This is a genomic window from Priestia sp. TRN 1309, assembly GCF_050846875.1.
Taxonomy (GTDB): Bacteria; Bacillota; Bacilli; order Bacillales; family Bacillaceae_H; genus Priestia; species Priestia zanthoxyli.
Genome location: NZ_JBOZGM010000001.1, coordinates 1,083,186 through 1,109,803 on the forward strand (window position 1 = coordinate 1,083,186; position 26,618 = coordinate 1,109,803).

General features: G+C 39.1%; 35 protein-coding genes and 1 pseudogene. 27 read left to right on the top strand and 9 right to left on the bottom strand.

Annotation, left to right across the window (positions count from 1 at the left end; genetic code table 11):
- Positions 1-205: 205 nt before the first annotated feature.
- Positions 206-520 (top strand): MGMT family protein, encoded by a 315-nt coding sequence (locus ACRPLQ_RS05845; RefSeq protein WP_034263833.1) that lies wholly within the window; start codon positions 206-208, stop codon positions 518-520.
- A gap of 34 nt (positions 521-554) precedes the next feature.
- Here ACRPLQ_RS05845 and ACRPLQ_RS05850 read toward each other — a convergent pair whose 3' ends face one another.
- Together ACRPLQ_RS05850 and ACRPLQ_RS05855 are read right to left on the bottom strand one after the other, a co-directional pair.
- Positions 555-689 carry a hypothetical protein gene (locus ACRPLQ_RS05850; RefSeq protein ID WP_260506398.1) on the bottom strand — a complete coding sequence of 45 codons (135 nt, stop codon included), beginning with the start codon at positions 687-689 and terminating at the stop codon, positions 555-557.
- Between the two features lie 108 nt (positions 690-797).
- Positions 798-1,415 (bottom strand): LysE family translocator, encoded by a 618-nt coding sequence (locus ACRPLQ_RS05855; protein ID WP_047750410.1) that lies wholly within the window; start codon positions 1,413-1,415, stop codon positions 798-800.
- A 170-nt stretch (positions 1,416-1,585) separates the two neighbouring features.
- Here ACRPLQ_RS05855 and ACRPLQ_RS05860 point away from each other — a divergent pair, with 170 nt between their 5' ends.
- From ACRPLQ_RS05860 to ACRPLQ_RS05880, 5 genes are all read left to right on the top strand, one after another.
- The gene (locus tag ACRPLQ_RS05860; RefSeq protein WP_033580269.1) at positions 1,586-2,131 is read left to right on the top strand and encodes a helix-turn-helix domain-containing protein; all 546 of its coding nucleotides are present in this window, start codon (positions 1,586-1,588) and stop codon (positions 2,129-2,131) included.
- A 171-nt stretch (positions 2,132-2,302) separates the two neighbouring features.
- Complete coding sequence (gene bla, locus ACRPLQ_RS05865; RefSeq protein WP_033580270.1) at positions 2,303-3,235, top strand: class A beta-lactamase; 933 nt, start codon at positions 2,303-2,305, stop codon at positions 3,233-3,235.
- A 101-nt stretch (positions 3,236-3,336) separates the two neighbouring features.
- On the top strand, positions 3,337-3,600 hold the full coding sequence (locus tag ACRPLQ_RS05870) for an excalibur calcium-binding domain-containing protein (protein WP_033580271.1): 264 nt from the start codon (positions 3,337-3,339) through the stop codon (positions 3,598-3,600).
- Positions 3,601-3,839: 239 nt separating this feature from the next.
- On the top strand, positions 3,840-5,237 hold the full coding sequence (locus ACRPLQ_RS05875) for an NCS1 family transporter (protein ID WP_034263876.1): 1,398 nt from the start codon (positions 3,840-3,842) through the stop codon (positions 5,235-5,237).
- Between the two features lie 200 nt (positions 5,238-5,437).
- The gene (locus tag ACRPLQ_RS05880; RefSeq protein WP_013058052.1) at positions 5,438-5,587 is read left to right on the top strand and encodes a hypothetical protein; all 150 of its coding nucleotides are present in this window, start codon (positions 5,438-5,440) and stop codon (positions 5,585-5,587) included.
- Between the two features lie 80 nt (positions 5,588-5,667).
- On the opposite strand, the gene bglA is transcribed toward ACRPLQ_RS05880, so the two are convergent.
- A complete protein-coding gene (bglA, locus tag ACRPLQ_RS05885) occupies positions 5,668-7,107 on the bottom strand; it encodes a 6-phospho-beta-glucosidase BglA (RefSeq protein WP_432235789.1) in 1,440 nt (479 codons plus the stop codon).
- Positions 7,108-7,120: 13 nt separating this feature from the next.
- Positions 7,121-7,276 (bottom strand): hypothetical protein, encoded by a 156-nt coding sequence (locus ACRPLQ_RS05890; protein WP_230624690.1) that lies wholly within the window; start codon positions 7,274-7,276, stop codon positions 7,121-7,123.
- A gap of 116 nt (positions 7,277-7,392) precedes the next feature.
- On the opposite strand from ACRPLQ_RS05890, the gene ACRPLQ_RS05895 reads away from it, so the two are divergent.
- The 14 genes from ACRPLQ_RS05895 (at position 7,393) to ACRPLQ_RS05960 (ending at position 15,887) form a co-directional block, all read left to right on the top strand.
- A complete protein-coding gene (locus ACRPLQ_RS05895) occupies positions 7,393-8,103 on the top strand; it encodes a GntR family transcriptional regulator (RefSeq protein ID WP_033580274.1) in 711 nt (236 codons plus the stop codon).
- Between the two features lie 322 nt (positions 8,104-8,425).
- Positions 8,426-9,205 carry an enoyl-ACP reductase FabI gene (gene fabI / locus ACRPLQ_RS05900; protein WP_014459159.1) on the top strand — a complete coding sequence of 260 codons (780 nt, stop codon included), beginning with the start codon at positions 8,426-8,428 and terminating at the stop codon, positions 9,203-9,205.
- 154 nt (positions 9,206-9,359) lie between these two features.
- The gene (locus ACRPLQ_RS05905; RefSeq protein WP_028414571.1) at positions 9,360-9,896 is read left to right on the top strand and encodes a hypothetical protein; all 537 of its coding nucleotides are present in this window, start codon (positions 9,360-9,362) and stop codon (positions 9,894-9,896) included.
- A gap of 275 nt (positions 9,897-10,171) precedes the next feature.
- Positions 10,172-10,489, top strand: a complete 318-nt coding sequence (locus ACRPLQ_RS05910; protein ID WP_028409369.1) for a hypothetical protein — start codon at positions 10,172-10,174, stop codon at positions 10,487-10,489.
- Positions 10,490-10,832: 343 nt separating this feature from the next.
- Positions 10,833-11,192, top strand: coding sequence for a sulfurtransferase (locus ACRPLQ_RS05915; protein WP_432235790.1), 360 nt, complete (start codon positions 10,833-10,835; stop codon positions 11,190-11,192).
- Entirely contained in the window at positions 11,182-11,442 is a 261-nt protein-coding gene (locus tag ACRPLQ_RS05920) for a metal-sensitive transcriptional regulator (RefSeq protein WP_165636448.1), read from the top strand. Before ACRPLQ_RS05915 ends, ACRPLQ_RS05920 begins: the two co-directional genes overlap by 11 nt.
- Positions 11,443-11,534: 92 nt before the next feature.
- Positions 11,535-11,762 carry a sulfurtransferase TusA family protein gene (locus tag ACRPLQ_RS05925; RefSeq protein ID WP_045290688.1) on the top strand — a complete coding sequence of 76 codons (228 nt, stop codon included), beginning with the start codon at positions 11,535-11,537 and terminating at the stop codon, positions 11,760-11,762.
- Between the two features lie 46 nt (positions 11,763-11,808).
- Positions 11,809-12,291 (top strand): DsrE/DsrF/DrsH-like family protein, encoded by a 483-nt coding sequence (locus ACRPLQ_RS05930; RefSeq protein ID WP_013058040.1) that lies wholly within the window; start codon positions 11,809-11,811, stop codon positions 12,289-12,291.
- Positions 12,292-12,318: 27 nt separating this feature from the next.
- Positions 12,319-12,675: a rhodanese-like domain-containing protein gene (locus ACRPLQ_RS05935; protein WP_098112400.1), complete on the top strand. Its 357-nt coding sequence runs from the start codon at positions 12,319-12,321 to the stop codon at positions 12,673-12,675.
- 22 nt (positions 12,676-12,697) lie between these two features.
- Positions 12,698-12,994, top strand: coding sequence for a rhodanese-like domain-containing protein (locus ACRPLQ_RS05940; protein ID WP_088048717.1), 297 nt, complete (start codon positions 12,698-12,700; stop codon positions 12,992-12,994).
- Positions 12,995-13,049: 55 nt separating this feature from the next.
- Complete coding sequence (locus ACRPLQ_RS05945; RefSeq protein WP_034263896.1) at positions 13,050-13,601, top strand: sulfurtransferase TusA family protein; 552 nt, start codon at positions 13,050-13,052, stop codon at positions 13,599-13,601.
- Positions 13,602-13,663: 62 nt separating this feature from the next.
- Entirely contained in the window at positions 13,664-14,791 is a 1,128-nt protein-coding gene (locus ACRPLQ_RS05950; RefSeq protein WP_432235791.1) for an MBL fold metallo-hydrolase, read from the top strand.
- Between the two features lie 24 nt (positions 14,792-14,815).
- Positions 14,816-15,040 (top strand): sulfurtransferase TusA family protein, encoded by a 225-nt coding sequence (locus ACRPLQ_RS05955; protein WP_033580284.1) that lies wholly within the window; start codon positions 14,816-14,818, stop codon positions 15,038-15,040.
- A gap of 70 nt (positions 15,041-15,110) precedes the next feature.
- A complete protein-coding gene (locus tag ACRPLQ_RS05960; RefSeq protein ID WP_034263899.1) occupies positions 15,111-15,887 on the top strand; it encodes a sulfite exporter TauE/SafE family protein in 777 nt (258 codons plus the stop codon).
- Positions 15,888-15,913: 26 nt separating this feature from the next.
- Here ACRPLQ_RS05960 and ACRPLQ_RS05965 read toward each other — a convergent pair whose 3' ends face one another.
- Positions 15,914-16,090, bottom strand: coding sequence for a hypothetical protein (locus ACRPLQ_RS05965; protein WP_186808514.1), 177 nt, complete (start codon positions 16,088-16,090; stop codon positions 15,914-15,916).
- Between the two features lie 473 nt (positions 16,091-16,563).
- Here ACRPLQ_RS05965 and ACRPLQ_RS05970 point away from each other — a divergent pair, with 473 nt between their 5' ends.
- The 3 genes from ACRPLQ_RS05970 to ACRPLQ_RS05980 all read left to right on the top strand — a co-directional run bounded on the left by ACRPLQ_RS05970 (position 16,564) and on the right by ACRPLQ_RS05980 (position 19,096).
- Entirely contained in the window at positions 16,564-17,766 is a 1,203-nt protein-coding gene (locus ACRPLQ_RS05970) for a PLP-dependent aminotransferase family protein (protein WP_432235792.1), read from the top strand.
- Between the two features lie 65 nt (positions 17,767-17,831).
- On the top strand, positions 17,832-18,374 hold the full coding sequence (locus ACRPLQ_RS05975; RefSeq protein WP_412761960.1) for a dienelactone hydrolase family protein: 543 nt from the start codon (positions 17,832-17,834) through the stop codon (positions 18,372-18,374).
- A 107-nt stretch (positions 18,375-18,481) separates the two neighbouring features.
- Positions 18,482-19,096 carry a GNAT family N-acetyltransferase gene (locus ACRPLQ_RS05980; RefSeq protein WP_432235793.1) on the top strand — a complete coding sequence of 205 codons (615 nt, stop codon included), beginning with the start codon at positions 18,482-18,484 and terminating at the stop codon, positions 19,094-19,096.
- Between the two features lie 48 nt (positions 19,097-19,144).
- On the opposite strand, the gene ACRPLQ_RS05985 is transcribed toward ACRPLQ_RS05980, so the two are convergent.
- From ACRPLQ_RS05985 to ACRPLQ_RS06000, 4 genes are all read right to left on the bottom strand, one after another.
- Positions 19,145-21,088 (bottom strand): FtsX-like permease family protein, encoded by a 1,944-nt coding sequence (locus tag ACRPLQ_RS05985; RefSeq protein ID WP_432235794.1) that lies wholly within the window; start codon positions 21,086-21,088, stop codon positions 19,145-19,147.
- Positions 21,078-21,839 carry an ABC transporter ATP-binding protein gene (locus tag ACRPLQ_RS05990; RefSeq protein WP_047750431.1) on the bottom strand — a complete coding sequence of 254 codons (762 nt, stop codon included), beginning with the start codon at positions 21,837-21,839 and terminating at the stop codon, positions 21,078-21,080. Before ACRPLQ_RS05990 ends, ACRPLQ_RS05985 begins: the two co-directional genes overlap by 11 nt.
- A 100-nt stretch (positions 21,840-21,939) precedes the next feature.
- Positions 21,940-22,944 (bottom strand): sensor histidine kinase, encoded by a 1,005-nt coding sequence (locus tag ACRPLQ_RS05995; RefSeq protein ID WP_325077644.1) that lies wholly within the window; start codon positions 22,942-22,944, stop codon positions 21,940-21,942.
- Positions 22,937-23,629 carry a response regulator transcription factor gene (locus ACRPLQ_RS06000; RefSeq protein WP_033580356.1) on the bottom strand — a complete coding sequence of 231 codons (693 nt, stop codon included), beginning with the start codon at positions 23,627-23,629 and terminating at the stop codon, positions 22,937-22,939. The genes ACRPLQ_RS05995 and ACRPLQ_RS06000 overlap by 8 nt, the downstream gene beginning before the upstream one ends.
- 152 nt (positions 23,630-23,781) lie before the next feature.
- Here ACRPLQ_RS06000 and ACRPLQ_RS06005 point away from each other — a divergent pair.
- From ACRPLQ_RS06005 to ACRPLQ_RS06020, 4 genes and pseudogenes are all read left to right on the top strand, one after another.
- Positions 23,782-24,348: pseudogene (locus tag ACRPLQ_RS06005) on the top strand (NAD(P)-dependent alcohol dehydrogenase); the annotation flags it as partial.
- Positions 24,349-24,753: 405 nt separating this feature from the next.
- Complete coding sequence (locus tag ACRPLQ_RS06010) at positions 24,754-25,035, top strand: hypothetical protein (RefSeq protein ID WP_301862437.1); 282 nt, start codon at positions 24,754-24,756, stop codon at positions 25,033-25,035.
- Positions 25,013-26,197, top strand: a complete 1,185-nt coding sequence (locus ACRPLQ_RS06015) for a M20 family metallopeptidase (protein ID WP_165636456.1) — start codon at positions 25,013-25,015, stop codon at positions 26,195-26,197. The genes ACRPLQ_RS06010 and ACRPLQ_RS06015 overlap by 23 nt, the downstream gene beginning before the upstream one ends.
- Positions 26,172-26,414, top strand: a complete 243-nt coding sequence (locus tag ACRPLQ_RS06020) for a hypothetical protein (RefSeq protein ID WP_376185460.1) — start codon at positions 26,172-26,174, stop codon at positions 26,412-26,414. Before ACRPLQ_RS06015 ends, ACRPLQ_RS06020 begins: the two co-directional genes overlap by 26 nt.
- Positions 26,415-26,618 lie beyond the last annotated feature (204 nt).

The following is a 26,618-nucleotide window of genomic DNA, read 5'->3' on the forward strand; positions in this document are numbered from 1 at the left end:
CATAAATAAGGGATAAGCTGCCACTCGCGCAAAGATTTGCTAGTTGAAGAATAGGAAATACAAGCATTTACCTGAAGAATGTTGCACAATGATGAGCGTACTTCTTATGTATTATCTTATAATGTTGCTGAAGAAAAATCGAGTGATTACTTCACGGTTTATTAATTATGGTAATGTTGTACTAAACAATAAAAGGAGGGACAGCATGAGTTTTACAGAGCGAGCAGTAGCCCTTATTAAACAAATTCCTCGCGGGAAAGTCATGACATACGGACAAATTGCCCGCCTGGCTGGAAGCCCTCGAGGTGCAAGACAAGTTGTACGAGTACTGCACTCAATGAGTAAGAAACATAATCTTCCCTGGCACCGAGTCATCAATTCCAAAGGAGAAATTGGATTTAAAGATGAAGAAATGCATGTTGTCCAAAAACTTTCACTCGAAGCGGAAGGAATACTCGTTTCTTCGGATGGAAGACTTGATCTTAAAGTCTATCTCTATGAACCTGACGTGCATAAATAACAATTGAGATAAATGATTGAGTATGAATTGCTTGTTACACGCCTGTTGATTTCCGTGCAAGACTTCGCTTTCCGCAGGCGGCCGCTGAGCCTCCTCGTCGCTTGCGCTCCTGCGGGGTCTCATCTATTCCGCTTTTCCTGCATGAGTCTTCGCCTTGCCCTTCAATCACCAGCTAGAAGCACCTGCATTTACCCTACTAATAAAAAAATCCGAATGAGTTTGATTCTCCATCAAAAATCAAACTCATTCGGAACTTTCTTCAACTAACATACTTTTGTTATTTATGTTTTTCAAAAGCGAGCTTTAATCCAAATCCGATTAACACGACGCCCGTTGCTTTATCCATAAAGCGCTGCACGCTAGGTGTTGTAAGCCATTTTCGTAAATAGTTAATAAAAAAGACGAATACGAAAAACCACGTGATCGCAAGGATCGTATACGTTATTCCCATAAGAAGCAATTGAAGCGTTACGTTTTGATCAGTTTGAACAAATTGAGGTAAAAAAGTTAAGAAAAACACCGCTACTTTTGGATTAAGAACATTTGAGACAAGGCCTTGACGAAAAGCGGATGTTTCTTTTGACTGCTCCTCTTTTTCAGAAGAAGATGCATTGCTTTTTTTAGAAAGGAAGGCAGAGATGCCTAAGTACATTAAGTAAAGGGCTCCTGCGTATTTTACGATTTCAAATGCCAGAGCTGACTGAAGGAGAAGAGCCGATAAGCCAAACGTGGCGGCGAGCGTATGAACTAAGGAGCCGCTCGCTAATCCTAAAGCCATTTTATAGCCGCCCGTTTGTCCGTCTGCCATCGTTCGTTTCGTGATAAGGGCGGTATCGATACCAGGGCTCATAATAACAAACAATGTAAGAACCAAAAAGGTCAAGATGTCATTCATTTTTTTCTTCCTCCTCGCTGTGATAAAATTAAAATATACTTTATTTATTAAATATAATTTAACACACTTAACTCAGTTTATTAAATATAATTTAACACACTTAACTCAGTTTATTAAGTTTAATTTAATAAAATTAAATATAATTAAACATCTTTTACGGAGGAATCATCATGGAAAACATAGATATTGGAAAAAAAGTAGAGAAATTTCGAAAAGAAAAGGGACTAAGCAGTCGTGAATTAGCAAAATTAGCGGATATCACGCCGTCTATGCTAAGTCAAATTGAACGAGGGTTAGCTAATCCATCTATTTCAACGCTTAAGATTTTAGCTAAATGCCTCGACGTGCCTACTTTTAGCTTTTTGCTTGAAGACATAAATACCTCTCATTTAGTCGTACGGTCAAACGAGCGTAAAACGATGAAGGTAAAAGAGTTAACGTATTCGCTAGTATCACCAGATTTTACTGGAAATCTAGCTACGGCGATTATGGAAGTCCCTCCCATGATGTCTTCATCTGAAACTCCTTTAGCACATAAAGGGGAGGAAGTGGCATACGTTTTAGAAGGAAAAATTAAAGTGTATTTGGACGAGGAAGTATACGTGCTAGAAAAAGAAGATAGCGTCAAAATCCCTTCGCATCTTAAGCACAAATGGGACAATCCGTTTGATGAGAAAGCCGTTATTTTATTTTCCGTTACGCCGCCGGTATTTTAAATTTATTAATAGGTGGTATGCTAGTTATTCTTCATTATCGGGTACTTTATTATATAAATGTGATAAAACTATCATGTTTGTGAGAGTAAACAATTGATAAAATAGAATTGTTGGTAATCTCTACCTAAGAGACTACATACTAAATACTTTTTGGAAAGGTGTTGAAAGGTAATGAAGAGATGGAAAGAGATGTTTTACACTTCAAAGCTTAAAAAAATGATGCCTGCACTGGCTCTATCATGCGCGGCGGTTGTAGGCTTTTCAAGCAGCGGAGTACAGGCTGAAACGGTGAAGTGTCAAAAACAAGAAACTAAAAGTGATCGAGAGTTTGCTAAGCTTGAAGAAAAATATGATGCGAATCTTGGCATTTATGCATTAGATACCGGTACAAATAAAACGGTAACGTATCACCCGGACGAGCGTTTTGCTTATACGTCTACTCATAAAGCGCTTGCTGTCGGTGCACTTTTACAGCAGAAATCAATTGAAGATCTCAACGAGCGAATCTTTTATACGCGCGATGACCTTGTGAACTATAACCCTATTACAGAAAAACACGTGGATACAGGCATGACTCTTAAAGAACTCGCGGATGCATCGCTTCGCTACAGCGACAATACGGCAGGGAATTTAATTCTGCAGCAGCTGGGCGGACCGGACGGATTTAAAGAAGCTTTAGAAAACATAGGAGACGATGTAACGCTGCCTGAGCGGTTTGAGCCGGATTTAAATGAAGTGAATCCAGGAGAAACCCACGATACAAGTACAGCAAGAGCACTTGCTTCAAGTCTTCAAACGTATGTACTTGGACAGGCACTTCCTGAAGACAAACGTGCACTTTTAACGGATTGGATGAAACGAAATACGACAGGGGATGCCTTGATACGAGCGGGCGTGCCAAAAAGCTGGGAAGTAGCCGATAAGACAGGCGCAGGCTCCTACGCGACGCGAAATGATATTGCCATTCTTTGGCCGCCAAATGGAGATCCAATTGTTCTTGCGATCCTTTCCGATCGTACGGAAAAAGATGCGGAGTATCATGATAAACTGATTGCAGAAGCGGCTAAACAAGCGGTCAAGGCTCTTAAAGCTACTTATAAATAAAAAAATTGGATAATAGTAGTTTAAATGTAAAAAAAAGATTGAAAAGATTGATAGAACATTCTATTATTAATGAGACAAAATATAGGAAGGAAGTATCTGTTATGAAAAAGATTTTTCCAATTGTTCTATCTTTCGGTTTATTAACAAGCGTATCTTTTGGCACGGTTTCAAACGTAGATGCGGCAGCTAAATCTTACAAAAACTGTACCGAATTAAACAAAGACTACAAAGGCGGCGTAGCTCGTGCGGCTAATGTGAAAAATAAAGGCGGCAAAACAAAGTACAAGCCGTACGTATCAAAAGCATTGTATGATGCCAATACAAAGCTAGATCGAGATAAAGACTACATTGCCTGTGAAAAATAAATACTGAGTGACTCATCCAAGCGCTTATTGTAAGCGCTTGGATTTTTTGTTATCAACTTTTGTTTGTTACGAACTGAGGTCAACAATTAGTCAAGTTGCACAAATTAATATCAGAAAATTCACATAAATAATGATGAACTTACACTGCAATTCGTATACACTATGTACATGTTAAGTTAACTTACATTTGATGTTAGGTTAGGACGTGTAAGCACCATAAAAAAGGAGTTGAGTGTATAGTGTCTACAAATGCAACAAGTACCGTTATAGAAGAGGTACATTCTCATCAAGATAGGGGTCTTGATCCGTCGCTAAAGCCAAAAGCGGAAAGTGATCGAAAGCTAACTCCGCTGTCCTATATGTTTATGTGGATTGGAGACGGCGTTAATTTAGGAAATATGACGCTTGGTGCGAGCTTAGTAATTGCGGGTACAGCGGTATTAAATCTTTTTCAAACGTTTGTGGCAGCCATTATTGCTATTGGTATTATTTCTACTTTTTTTGTGTTAAACGATCGAATTGGCTATAAGACGGGTATACCGTATGTGATGCAGCTTCGAATGTCTTTTGGCATAAAAGGCTCCGTTATATCGTCTCTTTTACGAGGTATTCCAGCTATCATTTGGTATGGTTTCCAAAGCTGGACAGGCGGTACAGCTTTAAACGAAATTGGTAAAATTGTGAGCAAAGGGTCTTTTGACAATCTTGTTCTTTGTTTTATTATCATTCAACTGCTGCAAATTGTTCTTTCGCTGTACAGCTTCCACGCGGTTAAATGGGTAGAGATGCTTGCGTCAATCATTATATTGCTTGGTCTTGTGTATGTATTTGGTGTTCTTTTAACGTCTCATAGTGAAGTAGTAGGGGAGAAGTGGGTACATACAAAAGGCTCGTGGGGACTTCCGTTCTTTTCTTTCATTATGATGTTTATGGGTAATTATGCGGCGATTTTTCTAAGCGCAGCCGATTACTCCAGAGAGCTAAAGCCAGGCATTAGCGACAAGAAGCGCGGATTTTTATACTTTACACCGATTCTAGTAGCCTACGGATTCGTTCTGACAATCGGAGCAATGCTTGCTTCTGCTACGGGTATTTCCAATCCAGTTAAAGCGTTCGCGGTTGTAGTCGATAATTCGTATATCACTGTTGCTGTATCAGCATTTATTGTGATTGGCGTGATTGCCGTAAACATGGTGGCAAACATTATTCCGCCTACGTATGTCATTACGCTGCTGACAAAAGCAAACTATAAAGTAGCGGTTACGATTACCGGGCTGCTTGCCTTTTGCTCGTTCCCTTGGGTGCTTGTTCAAGATTCATCAGCTGCAGGTCTTGGTTTGTTCATTTTGATTTACTCTGCTTTTTTAGGGCCGATTGTTTCTATTTTACTAGTCGATTACTATATTTTACGGAAGCAAAAAGTGAATGTAGAGGAATTGTATCAAGAAAAAGGGCCGTTTTCCGGCTACAATCCGTGCGCCATGCTTGCGATGCTCATCGGTGCAGGCGCTGCGTTTATTGAAGTTGATTTAGGCTGGATTATAGGAGTAGTAGTCGCAGGAGTTGCGTATATTCTTTTAACGAAATTCGCTTTTAAACAGTCAAAGTTCAAAAAAGGAACCATCTTTGAACAATAATATTCAATAGATAAAAGTCTTTGCTTACGGCAAAGGCTTTTTATGTGTCTTTTATCGCGTCAGAGCAAATCTCTTTGTCTAGTTTCCTAAAAAGTGGGTAAAGTAAAGAAGAGTAAAAAGTAACCTCTATTAGGAGTTGCTTTGAACAGGAGCGCATCTAATGTATCGCATCAATCACAGCTTAAAGGAGAGGGCAGAGTATGTATGAATTTAGAGTGTATACTCTTCGAGATGGAAGCGAAAAGGTAATTAAAACGCTGAAACATGAATCGTTTGCGGATGAAATTCAACGAGCGGGAATTAAGCAAACAGAAATTGCGCAAACACAGCTAGTAGATAAACCGAGATAACGTATTTGCATTTATTTTTACACGTTTTAAAAAAGCCGGGTTCCTGTGTCTTCACGCAGGTACCCGGCTTTTCTGATTTCTTACAGTTCTTCACCGTTTGTTTCAATCACATGTTTATACCAGTTAAAAGAATCTTTTTTGTAGCGTTTCATCGATCCGTTTCCTTCGTTGTCACGGTCGACATAAATCATCCCGTATCGTTTTTTCATTTCGCCTGTTGTAAAGGAAACAATATCAATAATTCCCCACGGCGTGTAGCCCATTAAATCAACACCATCGTACGTTACAGCTTTTTCTAACGCTTCGATGTGCGATTTTAAATATTCAATTCGCGATGCGTCATGAATGGAACCGTCTGCTTCAACCGTATCGATGGCGCCAAATCCGTTTTCTACAATGAATAGCGGAATTTGATAGCGGTCGTAGAAACGATTTAACGTATAGCGCAAGCCCGTTGGATCGATCGACCAGCCCCAATCGCTTGATTTGATATAAGGGTTTGCTACGCCGTTTGGCAAGCCGCCGTTTACGATATCACCCGTGTTATCAGCTTCAACGTCGCTTTTAACCGTTGTGGACATGTAATAGCTGAAGCCTAAATAATCGACTTTTCCGTTTCGTAAAACTTCTTCGTCGCCTTCTTCAAACGGAATATGATAGCCTTCTCGTTCAAATTCTTTTAACGCGTAGCTCGGGTAATAGCCGCGAACTTGAACGTCAGGGAAGAAGTAGCGCTGTCTCATTGTTTCTTCTGCTAACATCACGTCTTCAGGGTTTGAAGAATACGGATAAATTGGCACATGTGACACCATTGCTCCGATTTGGAAATCTGGATTAATTTCTTTTCCTTTTGATACGGCAAGAGCGCTTGCTAAAAGTTCATGATGTCCCGCTTGATACATCACTTCTTTTGCATTTTCACCAGGCTTTACAGAAACGCCTGAGTTCGTCCATAGAAATAGAGGATTGTTTACGTCCATTTTATTGTTGATTTCATTAAACGTCATCCAGTACGTGACTTTGTCTTTGTAGCGGTCGAAACAAACTTCAGCGAATTTCACAAAGCAATCTACCACTTTTCGGCTTCTAAATCCGCCGTATTCTCGAGCTAAATGCAGAGGCATTTCAAAGTGAGACAGCGTAATAACCGGTTCAATTCCGTGCTTTAACAGTTCATCAAATACATCGTCGTAGAATTTTAGTCCTTCTTCGTTTGGCTCAGCTTCATCGCCTTTAGGGAAAATACGGCTCCAGCCGATAGACGTTCGCAAACATTTTAAGCCCATTTCTGCAAACAGTGCGATATCTTCTTTGTAGCGGTGATAAAAATCAATCGCTTCGTGATTTGGATAAAATTTATCATCTTCCACTGTTTCAGTGATTTGTCGCGGTACACCGTGCGCACCTGCAGTCATAACGTCTACTACGCTCGGTCCTTTTCCGCCTTGATTCCATCCACCTTCAAATTGATGAGCTGCTAATGCGCCGCCCCATAAAAAATCTTTTGGCATCTTTGTCATTGTTAGTTCCTCCTTATTTCACTACGGTAAATAATGTTTGATTCAGTCCGCTATTCTTAATATCTTCAACGATTACTTCTCGATAATCGCTTGAATGTGTGATAATAACCGGTGTGATTGTTAACACCCTTGTTGAGTATACGCTTTCAGTATAATTGTACCGATACAATTTATCAATACCCAAATAAAATAATAATCAATAAATAATTTAAGTTTATGGGTTGGAGTTAGATTATGGTATAATCGTGTTATTCTTGAGACAAATATCAGTAAAGAGGTATAGCTATGATCAAATACCAACAAATTGCAATTGAAATTGAAACCTATATTGAAGAACACAAGCTTCAGCAAGGAGACAAGCTGCCGGTATTAGAAACGCTGATGGCACAGTTTAAGGCGAGCAAAAGCACCGTAACAAAAGCCTTAGATCTGCTGGAGAAAAAAGGCGTTGTTTTTCAAGTAAGAGGAAGCGGCATTTTTGTCCGTCGTCATAAACGAAAAGGATATATTGGCTTGCTTTCCAATCAAGGATTTACAAGTGAACTTGAAGATTTTCAGTTAACGTCGGAAGTAATTGAGCTAGATGTACGGAAACCGACACAAGAAGCGGCGTTAAATTTAAACATAGAAGAAAATAGCGACGTCTATTATGTAAAAAGAGTACGGTATATTAACGGCCAGACGCTTTGTCTGGAAGAATCGTTTTATAATAAATCCATCGTTACGTACTTAAATAACGAAATTGTTTCTCAGTCTATTTTTCATTACATTAAAGAAGGCCTTGGCTTAAAAATCGGGTTTTCTGATCTATATCTTCACGTCGGCAAGCTGAACGAAGAAGAAGCAAAGTACTTAGGATTAAAAGAAGGCGATCCTAAATTATTTATTGAAACACTTTTTCACTTAGCGAATGGCCAGCCGTTTGACTTTTCAAAAGTGACGTATAACTACGAACAGTCGCAGTTCTTTTTACAAGCAACAAGTCATGTTTTATAAAAAAGTGCCCGTCTCTCAATTAGTAAGGAACGAGAGAGAGGCGCTTTTTTACGTTTTTTCGATAAAAAGTTTTATACATATAGGGTATAAGCAAACGGTTATGGTCAGGAATGAACTCGTTATCATCTTTCACCTGCAGCCACAAAATATGCTGAAACAACGCAAGCATGGCTGCAAAATTCGGACAAGTAAGAGGTCATTTATAGACCAAAAATGGATAATTCATAAGACTCTTAGGAACTAAGCGCATCTTTATGCTATAATAAACCTATACAATTACCTATTAGTCATCATTGATGACTAATTTTTTTTGGAGGATAATATGGAAGATTTATTACAATTAAAGAACAAGAACATCGTTATTATGGGAGTTGCCAACGACCGAAGTATTGCTTGGGGTGTTGCAAAAGCCCTTCATCAAGTAGGAGCAAACTTAATTTTTACATACCGTAAAGAACGTTCACTAGGAAAATTGAACAAGCTTTTAGAAAAAAATGAAATTCAAGCATCATTAATTGCTGAATGTGACGTAAACAGCGACGAAAGTATTGAAGCAGCGTTCAAAAAAATCGGAGAAGAAGCAGGTACAGTTCACGGAGTTATTCACTCTGTTGCGTTTGCTCACTCAGAAGATTTAAACGGCGAGTTCATTAATACATCAAGAAGCGGATATGCATTTGCTCAAGACACAAGCGCTTATTCATTTATCGCTGTAGCAAAAGCAGCAAAACCTCTTATGACAGAAGGCGGTTCTCTTGTAGCAATGAGCTATCTTGGTGCAGAACGTGCAGTTGAAGGCTATAACGTAATGGGCGTAGCGAAAGCGGCACTTGAGTCTTCAGTAAAATACCTAGCATTAGACTTAGGAAAAGACAACATCCGCGTAAATGCGATTTCAGCAGGCCCAATTCGTACGCTTGCAGCAAAAGGCATTTCTGACTTTAACCAAATTCTTCACAAAGTTGAAGAAAAAGCACCTCTTAAGCGTAACGTAACGCAAGCAGAAGTTGGCGACATGACGGTTGTATTACTGAGCCATCTTTCACGCGGCGTAACAGGAGAAATCGTACACGTAGACGCTGGTTATAATATTGTAGGTTAATTGCAAAACACCTTCTCAAATGAGAAGGTGTTTTTTTGTGGGAAATTCAGAAATCTATCGTTTCCTCTCCTCTATTAAAAATTATGAGTCAAAGGACAAGCATCCAAGCATTTTTCCTGCGAATGAATAAAATAGATAGACACACAAAGAAAGGATGATTACGATTAAAAAAGATGATAAATATCATGTAGAAAGATCTTATTCTTCTAAGAAACATCACCATAGTTCTTGCCCACAAGACAAGCAAGGAAATACAAGAGACTCAGCATTTCGTGCTCTTAACCTTACAAATCAGCCAGTATCAGCAAACACGTCTGTAAAAGTTTCTTATCAGTTTAAACAGTTTGATTTAGCAAATGAATACAACCCCGTTACGTCTGTTTTTCGTCCTAAAAAAGATGGCGTATATTCTCTTGTTGCTACAATTGGATTTCTTCCTAATGATACGACTGTCGATTATCGAGCACGCGTAGAAATTCGTGTCAATGGCACGGCGGTTATCGCGATTGATAACGATTTCTTTGGAGGAAACACTGTATTTGTTAATGCGGTATCTGTCTCTACTATTTATAATTTAGAAAAAGGAGACCGAGTTGAAGTCTTCGCAGAAAGTAATGTTGACGGCACAATTGTCACAACAGAAAATGTGTCGCATTTCGAAGCAGCAAGATTTCCATCTCCTTCCGAATAAAGAGCTATAGGCATCTTTTGGTGTAAAGAAGTCGAAAAAAACCAGCTCAATAAAAGCAGGAAAAAGAAGCAGATTTCTTATAAGAAACCTGCTTCTTTTACTTATGTTCATTTAACCAGCTGAAATCTTGCTGGATGTTTTATATTAATATTACTATATAAAAACAAAAGTGTTATTTAATTTATAATTAATCAAACGCCTATATTTTAAAATAGATAAGCTCTAAATCCCAACATGAACATATGATGTGGCAAAGGAAAAGGAGTTGAAGAAACATGCATCAAGGACAGCAACATTATATTCCATGGGAACAATGGCATCACCAGCATCCTCAAGGCACGTGGAATCAATGGCATCAGCAACATCCTCATGTCCCTTGGGAGCAGTGGCACAAACAGTATCCGCACGGCACATGGAATCAATGGCATCAACAACATCCATACACACCATGGAATCAGTGGCATCAGCAGTATCCGCACGGTACGTGGAATCAGTGGCACCAGCAAAATCCATATGTGCCATGGAATCAGTGGCACCAGCAGCATCCACACAGTTCATGGAATCAATGGCATAATATTTATCATCAAAGCTAATCAGCTTTTTACCATAAAAGGTCCGGTTCTCCTTAGGAACTGGACCTTTTGTGTGTAGACGTGAATGACGCAGTAAGCTTATTTTCTAGTCATTTATATGAGCCCAGGTGATGAATGAAAACGGAAAAGTATGTTTGATCTATAGGGTAGGGGGTACACACAATAAAGCAGGTTAAAGAAAACATTCATGATTCCTAAACTGTATAAAGTGGATTGGCTCGTATGAAAGGATCCATGTAAATAAGCAAAATCAACTATAATTTTCTCGCTTGACAATATACCTGTAGGGGTATAATATGGAGTATGTAACCAACATCAATTCGATAGCAAGGCGGTGATTGTTATGCTTTATATAGCAGTATTGTTGCTTGCTATTTCATTTATTGCATACAGACGTTATTATCCTGTTAAAGGAATACAGTGCATACGGGAATCTGAAGCAAAAGAACTTGGGCGAACGGTTGTAGATATTCGTCATTATCATGAAGTTCATGATTCGATTAGTATAGTTATTCCGTATGCGTATCTCAAACGCTTTTATTCAGAAATTCCACAGGGCAGCGTTCATGTAATTGCCGAAAATAGAGTGGAGTTAAATTTAGGCGTACGGTTCTTACGAAAAAAAGGTTTTAAAGTACGCAGCTATGAGTTAGCAGCGTGTAAAAGTAAAGGAAAGAAAGGGGTATTCGATTATGGAGTATAATCAACAAGTGAAAAATCGCATGCGCCGAATTGAAGGGCAGTTAAAAGGCGTGCTTAGCATGATGGAACAAGGAAAAGACTGCCGAGACGTCGTGACTCAATTATCTGCTGCAAGAAGTGCCATTGATCGCACAATGGGAGTTATTGTGAGCAACAATCTTGAGCAGTGCGTCAGAGAAAGCCTGGAGCAAGGAGAGCCAACGGAAGGTTTAGTGAAAGAAGCTGTACAGCTGTTAGTGAAAAGTCGTTAATAATTGTCACCTTGTTTAAGGTTGACGAATATCATTATTTAGTATAATATACCCTTACAGGTATATGTATATAAAAAGGAGAGATAAATACGATGAAAATTGATCAAGTTTTAGATGCAAAAGGATTAGCTTGTCCAATGCCAATCGTCAAAACAAAAAAGGCAATGGATACTTTAACAACAGGTCAAGTATTAGAAGTGCAAACGACAGATAAAGGTGCTAAAAGTGATTTAACAGCTTGGACAAAATCAACAGGACACGAGCTTATTGATTTTAAAGAAGAAGGCAGTACATTTATCTTTTACATTCAAAAAGGCTAATTTTTTTGGAATTAAATATACCCCATGGGGTAAGAGGAGGAACAACATGACTGAACAAAAGAAACGAACAACAATTGTATTATTTAGCGGTGATTATGACAAAGCGATGGCAGCTTATATTATTGCCAACGGAGCGGCTGCTTATGACCATGAAGTGACAATATTCCATACGTTTTGGGGATTGAATGCGCTTCGTAAAGAAGAAATGGTGCCGGTGAAAAAAGGATTTTTAGAAAAGATGTTTGGCAAAATGATGCCGCGCGGTGCGGATAAAATGGGCTTATCTAAAATGAACTTTGCAGGTATGGGACCTAAAATGATTAAAAACGTAATGAAAAAGCATAATGCTCTAACGCTACCGCAGCTTATCGAAATGGCACAAGAACAAGATGTGAAGCTAGTGGCTTGTACGATGACGATGGATCTTCTAGGGTTACAGGAAAAAGAACTGTTAGATAATATTGAATATGCGGGCGTAGCGGCGTATTTAGCCGACGCAGAAGACGGAAACGTAAACTTATTCATCTAAAAGATAACTCATGAAGCGAGGGTCAATATGATTGTCAATGCGCTTATTATCGTTTTTCTGCTGTGGTTTCTGTATCAGCGTTTTGCAACAGTAAAAGGTATTCAGCAAATAGCCACAACGGAGTTAAAAGCAAAGTTAAAAAATAAAGATAACCAGTTTATCGATGTGCGAACACCACATGAATTTCGTACCAAACATATTAAAGGGTTTCGAAACATTCCTTTATCAGAATTGCCAGCGCAAACAGGTCAGCTTTCAAAAGACAGAGAAGTAGTCGTTATTTGTCAAAGCGGAATGAGAAGTATGAAAGCAAGTAAGCTGTTGAAAAAGCAAGGTTTTATAGCCATTACCAACGTTAAAGGCGGCATGAATACGTGGAGATAAATCAAGAAGGAGGAGACGCAGCGTGAAGACAATAGCAGCACAAGAAGTAGAACAGCTAGTAAAAAAACAAGAACAAATTCACATTTTAGATGTGCGTGAAGTAGAGGAAGTAAAAATAGGTAAAATTCCAAACGCGTTAAATATCCCGCTTCCTTTATTAGAATTTCGTATGCATGAGTTAGATAAAGCAAAGAATTATATTGTTGTCTGTCGTTCTGGTGGCAGAAGCGGAATGGCAGCTCGTTTTCTGGAGCAGCAAGGCTACAGTGTAACGAATATGACCGGCGGCATGATGGAGTGGAAAGGGGAAACGGTCTAATTTTTTTAGATAAAAATATACCCCTGTCAGTATTTAAACCAAGGAGGAAAAAGAAATGATGCAAGCAAACTTCGTATTAGATGCAAAAGGGTTAGCATGTCCAATGCCAATCGTAAGAACAAAGAAGAAAATGAATGAATTAGAAGCAGGTCAAGTGCTAGAAATTCAAGCAACGGATAAAGGCTCTACCGCTGACTTACAAGCGTGGGCAAAAAGCACAGGTCATGAGTATTTAGGTACCGAGGCAGCAGGTGACGTTCTTCACCACTTTCTTCGTAAAGGCGGAGCTGAAGAAAACGTAACGCCAATTCCTGAAATTTCATTAGAAGAATTTGCGAAAAAAGTAGAGAATGATGAACATCTTCACATTTTAGACGTTCGTGAAGTAGAAGAATACGATGAAGCTCATATTCCAGGCGTGGTTCATATTCCGCTTGGTGAAGTAGAAAAACGTTTCAATGAGTTAAATAAAGAAGATGAAATTTATATTATTTGCCACTCTGGAAGACGAAGTGAAATGGCAGGCCAAACAATGAAAAAGCAAGGATTTAAACATTTAATTAACGTGGTTCCCGGTATGCGTGACTGGACGGGTAAAGTAGAATAACCAATCGATTATAATGGATTAAACAATTTTGATAGTTCATATACCTAAGGAGGTATTTTAATATGACAGTACATGTACTTACTGCAAAAGAAGTTACATCTAAAATTATCAATAAAGAAGCGTTATTTATCTTGGACGTTCGTAACGAAAGTGATTTTAGCGATTGGAAAATCGAAGGTCATCAATTTCAGCATTTAAATGTTCCATACTTCGATCTTTTAGACGGAGTAGAAGAAATCTTAGAAAAAGTCCCTTCTGATAAAGAAGTATTAGTTGTCTGTGCTAAAGAAGGTTCATCCGTGATGGTAGCTGACATGCTTTCAGAAGCGGGACTTACCGTATCGTACCTTAAAGGCGGTATGAAAGCGTGGAGTGAATATTTAGAGCCTGTTAAAGTTGGAGATTTAAAAGACGGCGGAGAAATTTATCAGTTTGTTCGTATCGGTAAAGGATGCTTATCTTATATGATTGTATCAAACGGGGAAGCGGCTATTATTGACGCAACGCGTATGGCGGATGTGTATATCAACTTTGCCAAAGAGCTTGGTGTCACGGTTAAGCACGTGTTTGATACGCACCTTCATGCAGATCACATTTCAGGAGGAAGAGTCATTGCGGAAGCAACAAATGCAGTGTACTGGCTGCCTCCAAAAGATGCAGAAGAAGTGATGTTCGACTACAAGGCGTTAGAAGAAGGCAGTGATGTCGTAATTGGCAACACAACGATTACGATTCAGCCTCTTTATTCACCGGGTCATACGATTGGTTCCACTTCTTTTATCGTAGACGATCAATACTTGCTTTCAGGTGATATTTTGTTCATCGATTCAATTGGACGTCCTGATTTAGCTGGTATGGCTGAAGACTGGGTAGGCGATTTGCGCGAGACGCTTTATACACGCTATAAAGCATTGTCAGACGAGTTAATCGTATTGCCAGCTCATTTTATGATTATTGATGAGCTAAATGACAACGGCAGCGTAGCTGAAAAGTTAGGTACGTTGTTTGCGGAAAATCACGGATTAAATATTAAAGACGAAGCAGAGTTCAGACACTTAGTAACAGACAACTTACCGCCGCAGCCAAATGCGTATCAAGAAATTCGTGAAACAAACATGGGAAAAGTAAGCCCAGATGAAGAAAAACAGCGTGAAATGGAAATTGGACCAAACCGCTGTGCGATTCGCTAAAACCTAAACAAAGGAGAGAGAGAAATGCAATCAAATAAAGTACTAGATGCAAAAGGGATGGCATGTCCAATGCCGATTGTTAAAACAAAAAAAGCAATGAATGAACTAGAAGCAGGTCAAGTGTTAGAAATTCACGCAACGGATAAAGGGGCAAAAAATGACCTTGCAGCCTGGGCAAAATCTGGCGGTCACGAGCTTCTTCATACAGAAGAAGGCGACGTTCTTAAATTTTGGATTAAAAAAGGATAAGAAATAATAGACGAAAAGGGTATCTCTTGTAAAAGGTACCCTTTCCTTATATGAAACGGAGCGACTATAGATGGATCTTACATTTATCATCACGCTTTTTCTTATTGGATTTATTGGGTCGTTCATTTCCGGTATGGTCGGTATTGGCGGGTCTGTTATTAATTATCCGATGCTGTTGTATATTCCTCCATTAGTAGGAGTAGGAGCACTAACAGCTCATCACGTCTCAGGTGCAGGAGCCATTCAAGTATTCTTTGCGACATTAGGCGGCGTATGGGCGTATCGAAAAAGCGGATTTTTAAACAAATCATTAATTTTATACATGGGCAGCAATATTCTAATTGGGAGCATGCTTGGAAGCTACCTCTCACATTATATGAGTGAACAAGGATTAAATGTTGTATATGGAGTTTTAGCTCTTATTGCGGTTATGATGATGTTTATTCCAAAGAAAAATGTAGATAAGATAAAAGAAGGCGAACTTCAATTCAATAAAGGATTAGCTTCTATTTTATCACTGCTTATCGGAGCCGTAGCAGGCGTGTTAGGAGCAGGGGGAGCCTTTATTTTAGTTCCTGTGATGCTTGTGGTGCTTAAAATTCCAACTCGAATAACCATCGCAACTTCACTAGCCGTTACCTTTATTTCTTCCATTGGTTCAACGGTTGGAAAGCTGGTGACCCATCAAGTCCCATTTATACCGGCACTTATTTTAGTTGCGGCAAGTTTAATTGCCTCTCCAGTCGGTGCAAAAGTTGGTCAGAAAATGAATACAAAAGTGCTTCAGTGGATCCTTGCCGGTTTGATTTTAGCAACGGCAATTAAGATTTGGTGGGGGCTACTATAAAAAGCTATGGATTCCCATAGCTTTTTTTATAGCACTTCATCACTTTCCACATACGTTTCAAGCGCAGGATGAAATTCTTTTTGGTAGTGGTTAGACGGACACACTTTCACTATAGTCGCGTGAAGTGCATTAGATTTTGATGTATTTAACACTTGCTTACATTTTGGGCATCGTTCATTAAACAGTAAATGAAACCATTTCACTTTTCATCACTCCTGTACTAAAACCTTTAAATCTTATCAAGTTAATAAGGATTATAACGAGTTTTATACGGAAGGTCAATGAAAAGGGAAAGGAATCTTACATAATAGTTTACTAAGATAAATATATTTGTATAAAAAATTAAGAATTTGTAGAATTTATTGTTTATTTATTTGAATTTTATGTTATCCTTTTTAACATACATTAAATATAAGGCCACATTTATCGTACGACCTTTGATTTGTATTATAAATAGGGAATAAGAAAAATATATATTGAAAGGAGAAAGGGAGAGTCAGAGAGGACGCACATGCTAGTTGTCTGTTAAAAAGGCATCTTGCAAGCTGTAAAAGCTGCATAATCTCATGAATAGAAGCATTCGTCTTAATTTTTCTGACTATTCGAATAATTAGTTTTACCATTGAAAGTTTGAGTCACTGCAAAAGTTTAAAATCTAAAAAAGGAATGATCATCAATGAAAGATAAATTTGCCCAACGAGCTAGTCTTGTAAAATCCTCTGAAACGCGCGAAATTTTAAAAGTAACGGAACGACCAGAAGTGATTTCGTTTGCAGGAGGACTTCCAGCGCCGGAGCTATTTCCCGTTGAAGCAATGAACGATGCGTGCCGCGCCGTATTAAATGAAGACGGAGCCGCTTCGCTCCAATATAGTACAACTGAAGGGTATATTCCTTTACGAGAAGCCATTTCGACACGAATGAAGCATATTGGCATCGAGTCCACTGTTTCGAACATTTTAATTACGTCCGGATCTCAGCAGGCAATCGATCTTACAGGAAGACTGTTTCTTAATGACGGAGACGTGGTAATCTGTGAAAGTCCAACGTACCTAGCAGCCATCAACGTCTTCAAATCTTACAATGCAACGTTTGTAGAAGTAGATATGGACGAAGACGGAATGATTATGGAAGAGCTGGAGAAAAAACTTCAAGAAAATCCGCATGCTAAATTTATCTATACAATTCCAGATTTTCAAAACCCTACAGGACGCACCTTAACGCCAGAAAGACGTCAGCGAATGATCGAACTTGCGAACGCATACGACGTGCTGATTGTAGAAGATAATCCGTACGGAGGAGTCCGATTTGCAGGAGAAGCGCTGCCCCCGGTTAAGCATTTTGATACAGAAAACAGAGTGATTTACATCAGCACATTCTCTAAAATTTTTGCGCCAGGTCTTCGAATCGGCTGGGTGTGCGCAGATGAAGCTTTCATTGATAAGTACGTGGCGTTTAAACAAGTGGCTGACTTACATACCGACAGCTTTGCTCAGCGCGTAACGGCTAAGTACATGGAGCTTTACGATATCGAAGAGCACATTCAAAAAATCAAAGCCGTATACAAAGAGCGATGTACGCAAATGTTATCGTGCATTGAAGAATTTTTCCCCAAGAATTTGTCTTACAGTAAGCCAGAAGGCGGATTGTTTATTTGGGTGGAACTGCCCCAAGGAATCGATTCAGCACATATCTTTTCAGAATGTCTAAAAAATAACGTAGCCTGCGTGCCGGGAACTCCTTTCTTTCCAAACGGTACAAGAAACAACGCGCTGCGCTTGAATTATTCCAATATGTCTGCGGAGCAAATCGTAGAAGGCATGAAGCGCATGGGAGACGTATTGCACCGTGAACTGACAAGGGAAACGACTGTTTTATAAAAGAAATGAAAAAATCAAATAAAGCCATTTTATTAATTCATGAAATATACGGTGTGAACGATCATATGAAGTTTGTAAAACAGGAATTGTCTAAGTTAGGGGCAGATATTATCTGCCCTAACTTATTATCTAGAGCCATTCCTTATAGTTATGAAGAAGAAGGAATGGCTTATCAGAACTTTGTTCAAAACATCGGTATTGATGATGGTTCAAGACAAATCAATAACATGTTAATTCAGCTAAAACAAGAATATGAAGAAGTAGGGATCATGGGATTTAGTGTAGGAGCCACAATATCGTGGCTATGCAGTGAAAACAATTTGTGTGACTTTGTGATTGGCTGTTACGGATCGCGCATTAGAGACTATATAAATAGACGTCCTGTGTGTCCAACTCTTCTTATTTTTCCCGCTGAAGAGCAAACATTTGATGTAGACTGTTTAATAAACTCACTAGAGCAAAAAAGAGAGCCGCTTTTGGAAATCAAAAAGTTTTATGGATTTCATGGGTTTATGAATCCTTTTTCACAAACCTTTAATAAAGAATCAGCGGACGAAGCCTTCCAAACAGTAAGTGACTTTCTCGAAAAGCACTTAGCTGATCACTAGCTATACACGCTGAAAGTGATACCTTGCAATAAGCAGAAACTGACCCTTTTTCAGTACGTATACCTGTATTAACATTTTCTTTAAACGTATCAAAAAGGAGTGAGGTTATGCTAAAGTCAGTTGAACTTGTAGGAACAGCGGTAAAGCTAGTGCCGCTTGAAAACATGCATGAGCAAGGACTCTATGAAGCTGCAAAACCGAAAGAAATTTGGGAGCATCTCCCGGTAAAAGTTCATCGTCTAAGTGATATGAAACAGCTGATTGAAAGTGCTTTAACAGCAAAGCAGGCAGGAAGAGAGCTGCCTTTTGCTGTATTTGATATAGAGTCACATTCAATTGTAGGAAGCACAAGATTTTTAGATATATCACTTCCTAACAAAAGCGTAGAAATAGGGTGGACGTGGTATCATCCATCCGTGTGGCGAACGCGAGTCAACACGGAGTGTAAGTATTTATTATTAAAATACTGTTTTGAAGAGCTGAAGCTTCACCGCGTTCAATTCAAAACGGATGTGCGAAACAAGCGGTCTAGAGCGGCTATTAAACGGTTAGGTGCTACGCAAGAAGGCATTAGCAGAAAACATATGCTTTTACCAGATGGATACGTACGAGATTCGGTCATCTTCAGTATAATCGATGACGAATGGCCGTTTGTCAAAAAGCGATTAGAAAATTTTTTACATGAAGCCAGTGCGGAAAATAAAGAAAACGCCAGCAATTAATGGCATGTAAAGATAAAAAGCACAAGCTATAGCTTGTGCTTTTTATTTTTAGAGAGCTTGTTTAATCATTTTTTTATAGTAAAGAACAGATAAAATACCAAAAATAGAGTACAGCGCCGTATAGACAATCATGACGATAATAATAGGTGTCCAAAGCTCTGTTCCAAACCAGAACCAGCCGGATTGTACGGCAAAATAGCTGTGAAGCAACCCTACGATTAACGGAATGCCGAAATTAAAAAGCTGCTTTATTTTTATGCCTTTTAGTAAATCATTTTCAGTGAAGCCGAGTTTTCTAAGAATCGTATAGTTTGGCTTTTCATCTTCACTTTCGTCCATTTGTTTAAAGTAAAGAATGCACCCTGACGTGATTAAAAATGCCAGTCCTAGAAAAGCGACAATGAACATAATTAGACCCATAGTCTGCTTTTGGCTTTTTACCGTTTCGATACGCGAATCATTGAAAGTATGATTTCCCAATTTCATTTCTTTGAAAATCTCATTTGCTTTTGGTAAGTCATTTTTTTGTGATATATCTATCCCTGTGTACACAGAAGATTCTTTTTGCACAGAAGGATTCACGTCTTTTTCCAGTTCATTAAACACAGAATCGTCTACAATCACAGTAGGCATACCGCTCGTAAAATAGGTAGATAAGAGAAATTTTCGATTTAAACCTATATACTTTTGCGGAATGACTTTTTTCTTTCCTATTAGCTCAATTTCTCCGGAATCTTTAAATGAATTTACTCGTTGAAGCATATCATTATAGCCGGTAAACAAAGTTTCATTTTGAGCTACCTTTACACCACTAACAGATTTTTCGCTAACAACTGAAAAAACCATAGCGGACGAGTCTACCATCGGGCCTTCCAAATTATTTTCTAAGATGTTTTTTACGTTTGCTTTTACTTGGATGACGTCGATCTTTTTTTCCGTATATGCTATTTTCTTTTGATCCAGCGCGGCTTTAAATGAAGCAGCGTCTTTTGTATTATTGATTGAAAAATCGTTAGGCACATAATCTTCGGCCGACTTTTCAGCAGAATAATAAGAGATGTAGCTCAAGCACAACAGACCAATAGCAAGAGCCGATACGGTTGTAATAACCGTCAGTAACAGTGCATTTGATTTCATGCGAAACATAATGGAAGAAAGAGATAATACATTGTTAATCGATAAATAGCCTTTTTTGCTTTTACGCATCAGATTTAATAAAAAGCGAACTGAGCCTTTATAAAACAAATAGGTTCCGATGATAACCGAAGCTAAAATAGATACCATTGCGATGGACAAAGCATTCATGCTTGTAAAAGATCCGTCAAACAATTTAGCAGAAATATAGTAGCCGGAAGCAATAAAGATCATGCCAAGAATTCCAATAATAATTTCAAGAATACTGATTTTTTTTGTTTTGCTTTCTGTAGATGACGTAACGCGGAATAGGGCTAAAATGGTCTGTCTTTTAATAAAAAGATAGTTCATCGTCATGATTAACAAATAGATGACGCCGAACACAATCAGCGTTTGAATCAAGGCTTCTTCTGAAAAGTGAAGCTTGGCAATGCCTTTTGTATCGGTGATTTTAAACAAAATCATAATGACCGCTTTTGAAAACGAAAACCCAATTAAAATGCCGACAATCAGTGAGGCAAAATACAGCATAAAATTTTCAACGGTCAAAATACGGAAAATTTTTGTTTTGGTCATGCCAATTAGCTGAAATAAGCCAATTTCTTTACTGCGTCGTTTGATGAATATGGTGTTCGCATATAATAGAAAGATAGAAACAATGGCTACAAGTAAAACAGAAGCGGCCCGAACCGCCGCGCCTCCTTTAATGGAGCCTTTGGTTGCATCAAGAGCAGGATCGTACTGAAGCGTGACAAAAGCAAAATATAAAGCTGCGCTGAAAATCAGTGCAAAAACGTACAAATAATAGTTTTTTACATTCTTTTTGAAGTTGCGGAAAACGAGCTGATTAATATTCATCTTGGACTCCGCCTAGTACGCCTTGCGTTTTCATAATATCTTCAAAGAAGTCTTTTCGCGTTTGGTCGCCTTTATACAGCTGCGTATAAATTTGTCCGTCTTTTATAAAAATGACTTTACTGCAGTAGCTGGCTGCCACTGGGTCATGCGTTACCATCACAATGGTTGCGCTTCTTTTATCATTAAGCTCGGTCAGTTTGTTTAACAAATCGCTGGCTGCTTTTGAGTCAAGTGCACCGGTTGGTTCGTCAGCAAAAATCATACTTGGCTCATGAATAAAGGCTCTTGCAGCAGAAGTACGCTGCTTTTGTCCGCCCGAAATTTCATTTGGATATTTATCTTTGAGCTCATAGATGCCGAGCTGTTTGGCTAGCGCGTCAAATTTTTTGTGAGCTACTGCCGAAGGAGTTTTGACAACAGAAAGAGGCAAGAGGATATTTTCTTTGACTGTCAGTGTATCGAGCAAGTTATAGTCTTGAAAAATAAAGCCTAAATGTGTTTTTCGGAAGTTTGCTAACTGCTTTTCTTTCATTCTACTAATTTCATTTCCTTCAATTTTGATGGTTCCGCCGTTGATTTTATCAATCGAGGAAAGCACGTTCAGAAGCGTCGTTTTACCTGAGCCGGAAGCCCCCATAATTCCTACAAATTCTCCTTTCATAATCATAATATCTACACCTTTTAATACTTCTTGTTTATTAAATTTATTTCCGTAGCTTTTATGAATATTAGTTGCTTCTAATATGTTCATATGTACTCACTCCTTTAATCTGATACGTTTATTATAGAAAAAGGGCTTTAGCTTTTCCTTTGATTCACCGAACAAATAACGAAAGCATGTGACATTTTTGTCACATGCTTTTCATATCAACAAAATCATTTGATTTAGGAAAGGCAAGTGTAAACGTCGTGCCTTCGTTAAGAGCTGACTGCACGCCAATGTGAATAGAAAGAGCGTGCGCAGCTTTTTGAGCGAGATACAAACCCATACCTGTGGCACGGCTGTCTTCATGCTGAGTGGTTGATGTAAAACCTTTCTCAAAAATGCGCGGCATATCTTGAGGAGAAATGCCGCGTCCGCTGTCTTTTATCTCGACGTACACTTGACCATGGTGCTTGTAGCTTCTAATCATTACGTCAGATGCTTCACTGTACTTGACTGCGTTTGTTAAGAGCTGTCTCATAATAAACGAAAACCACTTTGCGTCACACAGTACACGTTCTGCCTGTATGTCCACATCAAACCCAATATTTTTTTGCATACACCAAGCTTGCAGCGTTTTGATTTCAGTGAAAATAAGGGACTCTAAATCCAGATGTTCAATATACATATCATTTTCGATAAAGAAAATGCGCTTTTGATGCAGCTGTTGATCAAGTAAAAAGTGAATACGGAGCCACTCGAACGTCAAGTTTGCTTTAACTTCTCGATTTTCTAAGCGTTCAATTATTAAATGCATTGCAGTTAACGGCGTTTTAATTTCGTGAATCCAAGCTAACATTTCATCTTTTTCCTGCGTCACGTGCAGCTGAGTTTGCACCGCATCTTTTTTCGCCTGTTCTAATTGTTGCATCAGATTTTGCTGAACAATCTTTTCAAAGGGGCGCAGCGGATGAGAAAGAGTAGAAGAATCAAAGAAATCCTCTTCATCTTTTAACCCTTGGTAAAATTTCGTTTCTTTCTGATAGCGGAAGACGCAAAAAATAAGAAAGATAATCGATGATAAAAACACGATATAGAGAATCGAAGACAGAGGAATGGATTCATCAATATACGCGATAAATAGCATAAAAAAATGTATGATAAAAAAGAAAAGGATCCAGCTTAGACGCTCGCGAATAAAGAGTTTAATCATAGCGTTCCTCTTCAATCGCTACGTAGCCTTGACCGACTTTTGTTTCAATAAAGCTTCCCAGTCCAATTTCATCTAACTTTTTTCGCAGGCGATTGACGTTTACCGTTAGGGTATTATCACTGATAAACCGTTTATCTTCCCACAAACTATTAATCAGCTCATCTCGGCTTACAATCGTATTCTTTTTATATATTAAGCATTTTAAAATAAAGATTTCATTTTTGGTTAACTCAATAGCTTTAGATTCCGTTGATACTTTATTTTTTTCGTAATCAATCGTTGCGCCTTGCCACGAAAGAAGGCTTACTTGTTCAACGCTGTAATTATACACGCGGCGGAGAAGGGCTTGTATTTTTGCTACAAGCACATCAAAATGAAACGGCTTTTGCACAAAGTCGTCGGCTCCAAACTGCATAGACATGACCATATCAGAAGGATGATCTCGTGAAGATAGGAATATAATAGGGATTTTCGAGTGAGAGCGAATCATTCTGCACCAGTGGAATCCGTCATACTTCGGCAGCTGAATATCCATAATCACTAAATCAGGTTTTACCTCGCTAAACTCCTGCATAACGTTACTGAAATCACGGATGCCATAAACATCATATGACCATTGCTCCAACCGCTCTTTCAGTTCGTTAAACAGCGTTACATCATCTTCAATTAAAAGAAGTTTAAACAATAACACGTACCACGCTTTCTGTTTTTATACTTATTTTATAGCAATATCCTTTTATTTACCATATGTGACAGTAGATTCACCGGCGTTCTTTATAAAATGTGAAAGAATAGCTTTTGATGAGCATAGCTTATAAACATATATTGAACGCTAGTGAAAAAGGGACAATAGCTGTAAAGCCAGAAAATGTAACCTATGAAGAGGCGGCTTCTATTTCTTTTGGTGGCACAACGGTTCTGCATTTTTTTAGAAAAGGAAACATTCAAGCCGGACAAAAAGTGCTTATCTACGGTGCGTCAGGTGCCGTAGGAACTACCGCTGTACAGCTTGCTAACTATTACGGAGCTGAAGTGACAGGCGTGAGCAGTGCTAAAAACAGGGAACTAGTAAAATCTTTAGGAGCAGATTACGTCATCGACTACCAAAACGAAGATTTTACTAAAAAAGAAGAAAGATATGATCTTATTTTTGATGCCGTTGGAAAACTTACAAAAAACCAGTGTAAGGAAGCGTTAACACTAAATGGGCGCTTTGTTTCAGTAGAAGGACAAGGAATTGCGAAAGTGCAGACGGAAGATTTATTGTTTCTTAAAAAGCTCATGGAAGAAGGCCGGATCAAATCAGTCATTGATAGATGCTACTCTTTAGAACAAATTCCAGCAGCTCATGAGTATGTAGAGACCGGACATAAGGTAGGAAATGTGGTTGTAGTTTTAAAGTAATAAAACTACATATTTGAAAAGATGATTTGACTTACCCGGATAGTAGGTATAACATGCAGATAAGTCAACTAAACAGCTATTTAAAACCGATTGACCAGACGACTGGAGATGCTTTGAACAATCAAAGCATCTCTTTTTTTTAGTATTGATTTAGTTATAGGAGATAGCGAGGAAGATGTAGAAAGAAGATATGGAGAGCTTGCCGCTTTAATTCCAATTGATCATGCCATTACATATTTAGCTCGTTTTTTTGATGATTATGACTTTCATCAATTTGACGTAGACGCACCGTTTCCAGAGTTAGGGGATATCGGAGCCAATGCCTTTCAAAGCACCACGAATAAAATTAAACAAGCGGCGGCTGCTCGAAAGTTAACGTTAAGAGAGGTCGCGCTTGAAACAATTTTGCCTCGTTCGCCGTTTTCAGGAACGCCAGAGCACGTAGCGGATGAAATGCAAAAATGGTATGAGCAGGAAGCAGCGGATGGATTTGTGCTTCGCCCGTTTATGAGCGAGACGTTTCATCAGTTTGTGGAAAAAGTGGTGCCTATCTTGCAAGAGCGCGGGCTTTACGACACTTCATATGAAAGCGATACGCTGCGCGGAAATTTAAATCTTTCCGTTCCAGCCAATCGATATAGTCAAACAAAGGGGGAATTTGTTTATGACAGTCAAATCAATCGGTGAATACAGCGTCACAGAAAGCTTGAAGAAGCAGGTAATTGAATGGAGAAGACATTTTCATCGCTATCCTGAATTATCGTTTCAAGAGCACCGAACGGCTCAGTTTGTGGAAGATACGCTTCGTTCGTTTGGAAGCTTTATCATTACGCGTCCTACACCAACAAGCGTGGTAGCTAGATTAATAGGGAAAGAAGAGGGAAAGGTAGTAGCAATTCGAGCGGATATGGACGCGCTGCCGATCGAAGAAGAAAATACGTTTTCATTTGCTTCGGTTCATAAAGGCGTGATGCATGCATGCGGACATGACGGTCACACGGCTATTTTGCTAGGAGTAGCTTCTGTGCTTTCTCAGTTAGGAAATGAATTTAAAGGAGAAATTCGCTTGATTTTTCAACACGCAGAAGAGCTGCTGCCTGGAGGAGCCCAGGAGCTTGTGAAAGAAGGCGTGATGGAAGGTGTGGATTATGTAATTGGTACGCACTTGAATTCTGGTCTTCCCGTCGGAGAAATCGGCGTGCTTGCAGGTCCTATGATGGCTTCGCCTGACACGTTTAACATATCGATTAAAGGAAAAGGAGGACACGCCGCAGCGCCTCATGAAGCAGTTGATGCGATCGTTGTAGGAGCGCAAATTGTGACGAACCTTCAAACGATTGTTTCAAGAACGACGAATCCAATCGATAAATTAGTCGTATCGGTTACACAATTTCACGGAGGAACTACGCACAACGTACTTCCTGATAAAGTGGAGCTGAATGGTACCGTTCGAAGCTTTGACGCGGCTCTGCGAGAAAAAGTTCCGGCACAAATTGACCGGATTGTAAAAGGACTAACAGAAGCCTACGGCGCAGAGTACACGTTTACGTATGAAAAAGGCTATCACCCTGTCATTAACTCTGAAGAAATTACAAGGTTAATTGAAGAAACAGCCATTGAAGAATACGGAAAAGACCGTGTAAAGACGCTGTCTCCTAAAATGGGAGGAGAAGACTTTTCAGCTTACCTGCAGGAAACGGAAGGAGCATTTTTTAACATTGGAGCGCGAAATGAAGAACAGGGCATCGTATACCCTCATCATCATCCGAAGTTTACGGTAGATGAAGCCTCGCTTGAAGTTGGAGTAAAGATGTTTTTGCGCGTTGCTGAAAAGCTGTTGGCTCGTTAAAAAAAGAGATTCAGACATACAATGCCCCAATTTAAAGACGAAAAAAGGCACAAAGGAGCTCGTATGGATTGCTTGTGACACGGCTGTTGATTTCCGTGCAAGGCTTCGCTTTCCGCGGGCGGCCGCTGAGCCTCCTCGTCGCTTACGCTCCTGCGGGGTCTCACTTCTTCCGCTTTTCCCGCAGGAGTCTTCGTCTTGTCCTCCAACCAACAGCTAGAAGCTACTACATAGATTAAATCTACGTTCGCTAGCACAATGAAAAGATCCCAACTGTTTATGGTTCGGATCTTTTTTCAACTAAACTACGTTTGTCCCACCGACTCTTCTTTACGACATCTTACTTTGTATCCTTATAATTCGTCGCAAATCCTGCTGCAATTAAACCAATTAGACCTAGCACTCCTACAATAACCGTTATGAC

Excerpts from the sequence above, each read along its gene's own strand:
- ACRPLQ_RS05845 (WP_034263833.1), top strand. The coding sequence starts at position 206 with ATGAGTTTTACAGAGCGAGCAGTAGCCCTTATTAAACAAATTCCTCGC.
- ACRPLQ_RS05855 (WP_047750410.1), bottom strand. The coding sequence starts at position 1,415 with ATGAATGACATCTTGACCTTTTTGGTTCTTACATTGTTTGTTATTATG.
- ACRPLQ_RS05860 (WP_033580269.1), top strand. The coding sequence starts at position 1,586 with ATGGAAAACATAGATATTGGAAAAAAAGTAGAGAAATTTCGAAAAGAA.
- bla (WP_033580270.1), top strand. The coding sequence starts at position 2,303 with ATGAAGAGATGGAAAGAGATGTTTTACACTTCAAAGCTTAAAAAAATG.
- ACRPLQ_RS05870 (WP_033580271.1), top strand. The coding sequence starts at position 3,337 with ATGAAAAAGATTTTTCCAATTGTTCTATCTTTCGGTTTATTAACAAGC.
- ACRPLQ_RS05880 (WP_013058052.1), top strand. The coding sequence starts at position 5,438 with ATGTATGAATTTAGAGTGTATACTCTTCGAGATGGAAGCGAAAAGGTA.
- bglA (WP_432235789.1), bottom strand. The coding sequence starts at position 7,107 with ATGACAAAGATGCCAAAAGATTTTTTATGGGGCGGCGCATTAGCAGCT.
- ACRPLQ_RS05895 (WP_033580274.1), top strand. The coding sequence starts at position 7,393 with ATGATCAAATACCAACAAATTGCAATTGAAATTGAAACCTATATTGAA.
- fabI (WP_014459159.1), top strand. The coding sequence starts at position 8,426 with ATGGAAGATTTATTACAATTAAAGAACAAGAACATCGTTATTATGGGA.
- ACRPLQ_RS05905 (WP_028414571.1), top strand. The coding sequence starts at position 9,360 with ATGATTACGATTAAAAAAGATGATAAATATCATGTAGAAAGATCTTAT.
- ACRPLQ_RS05910 (WP_028409369.1), top strand. The coding sequence starts at position 10,172 with ATGCATCAAGGACAGCAACATTATATTCCATGGGAACAATGGCATCAC.
- ACRPLQ_RS05915 (WP_432235790.1), top strand. The coding sequence starts at position 10,833 with ATGCTTTATATAGCAGTATTGTTGCTTGCTATTTCATTTATTGCATAC.
- ACRPLQ_RS05920 (WP_165636448.1), top strand. The coding sequence starts at position 11,182 with ATGGAGTATAATCAACAAGTGAAAAATCGCATGCGCCGAATTGAAGGG.
- ACRPLQ_RS05925 (WP_045290688.1), top strand. The coding sequence starts at position 11,535 with ATGAAAATTGATCAAGTTTTAGATGCAAAAGGATTAGCTTGTCCAATG.
- ACRPLQ_RS05930 (WP_013058040.1), top strand. The coding sequence starts at position 11,809 with ATGACTGAACAAAAGAAACGAACAACAATTGTATTATTTAGCGGTGAT.
- ACRPLQ_RS05935 (WP_098112400.1), top strand. The coding sequence starts at position 12,319 with ATGATTGTCAATGCGCTTATTATCGTTTTTCTGCTGTGGTTTCTGTAT.
- ACRPLQ_RS05945 (WP_034263896.1), top strand. The coding sequence starts at position 13,050 with ATGATGCAAGCAAACTTCGTATTAGATGCAAAAGGGTTAGCATGTCCA.
- ACRPLQ_RS05950 (WP_432235791.1), top strand. The coding sequence starts at position 13,664 with ATGACAGTACATGTACTTACTGCAAAAGAAGTTACATCTAAAATTATC.
- ACRPLQ_RS05955 (WP_033580284.1), top strand. The coding sequence starts at position 14,816 with ATGCAATCAAATAAAGTACTAGATGCAAAAGGGATGGCATGTCCAATG.
- ACRPLQ_RS05960 (WP_034263899.1), top strand. The coding sequence starts at position 15,111 with ATGGATCTTACATTTATCATCACGCTTTTTCTTATTGGATTTATTGGG.
- ACRPLQ_RS05970 (WP_432235792.1), top strand. The coding sequence starts at position 16,564 with ATGAAAGATAAATTTGCCCAACGAGCTAGTCTTGTAAAATCCTCTGAA.
- ACRPLQ_RS05975 (WP_412761960.1), top strand. The coding sequence starts at position 17,832 with ATGAAGTTTGTAAAACAGGAATTGTCTAAGTTAGGGGCAGATATTATC.
- ACRPLQ_RS05980 (WP_432235793.1), top strand. The coding sequence starts at position 18,482 with ATGCTAAAGTCAGTTGAACTTGTAGGAACAGCGGTAAAGCTAGTGCCG.
- ACRPLQ_RS05985 (WP_432235794.1), bottom strand. The coding sequence starts at position 21,088 with ATGAATATTAATCAGCTCGTTTTCCGCAACTTCAAAAAGAATGTAAAA.
- ACRPLQ_RS05990 (WP_047750431.1), bottom strand. The coding sequence starts at position 21,839 with ATGAACATATTAGAAGCAACTAATATTCATAAAAGCTACGGAAATAAA.
- ACRPLQ_RS05995 (WP_325077644.1), bottom strand. The coding sequence starts at position 22,944 with ATGATTAAACTCTTTATTCGCGAGCGTCTAAGCTGGATCCTTTTCTTT.
- ACRPLQ_RS06015 (WP_165636456.1), top strand. The coding sequence starts at position 25,013 with ATGACAGTCAAATCAATCGGTGAATACAGCGTCACAGAAAGCTTGAAG.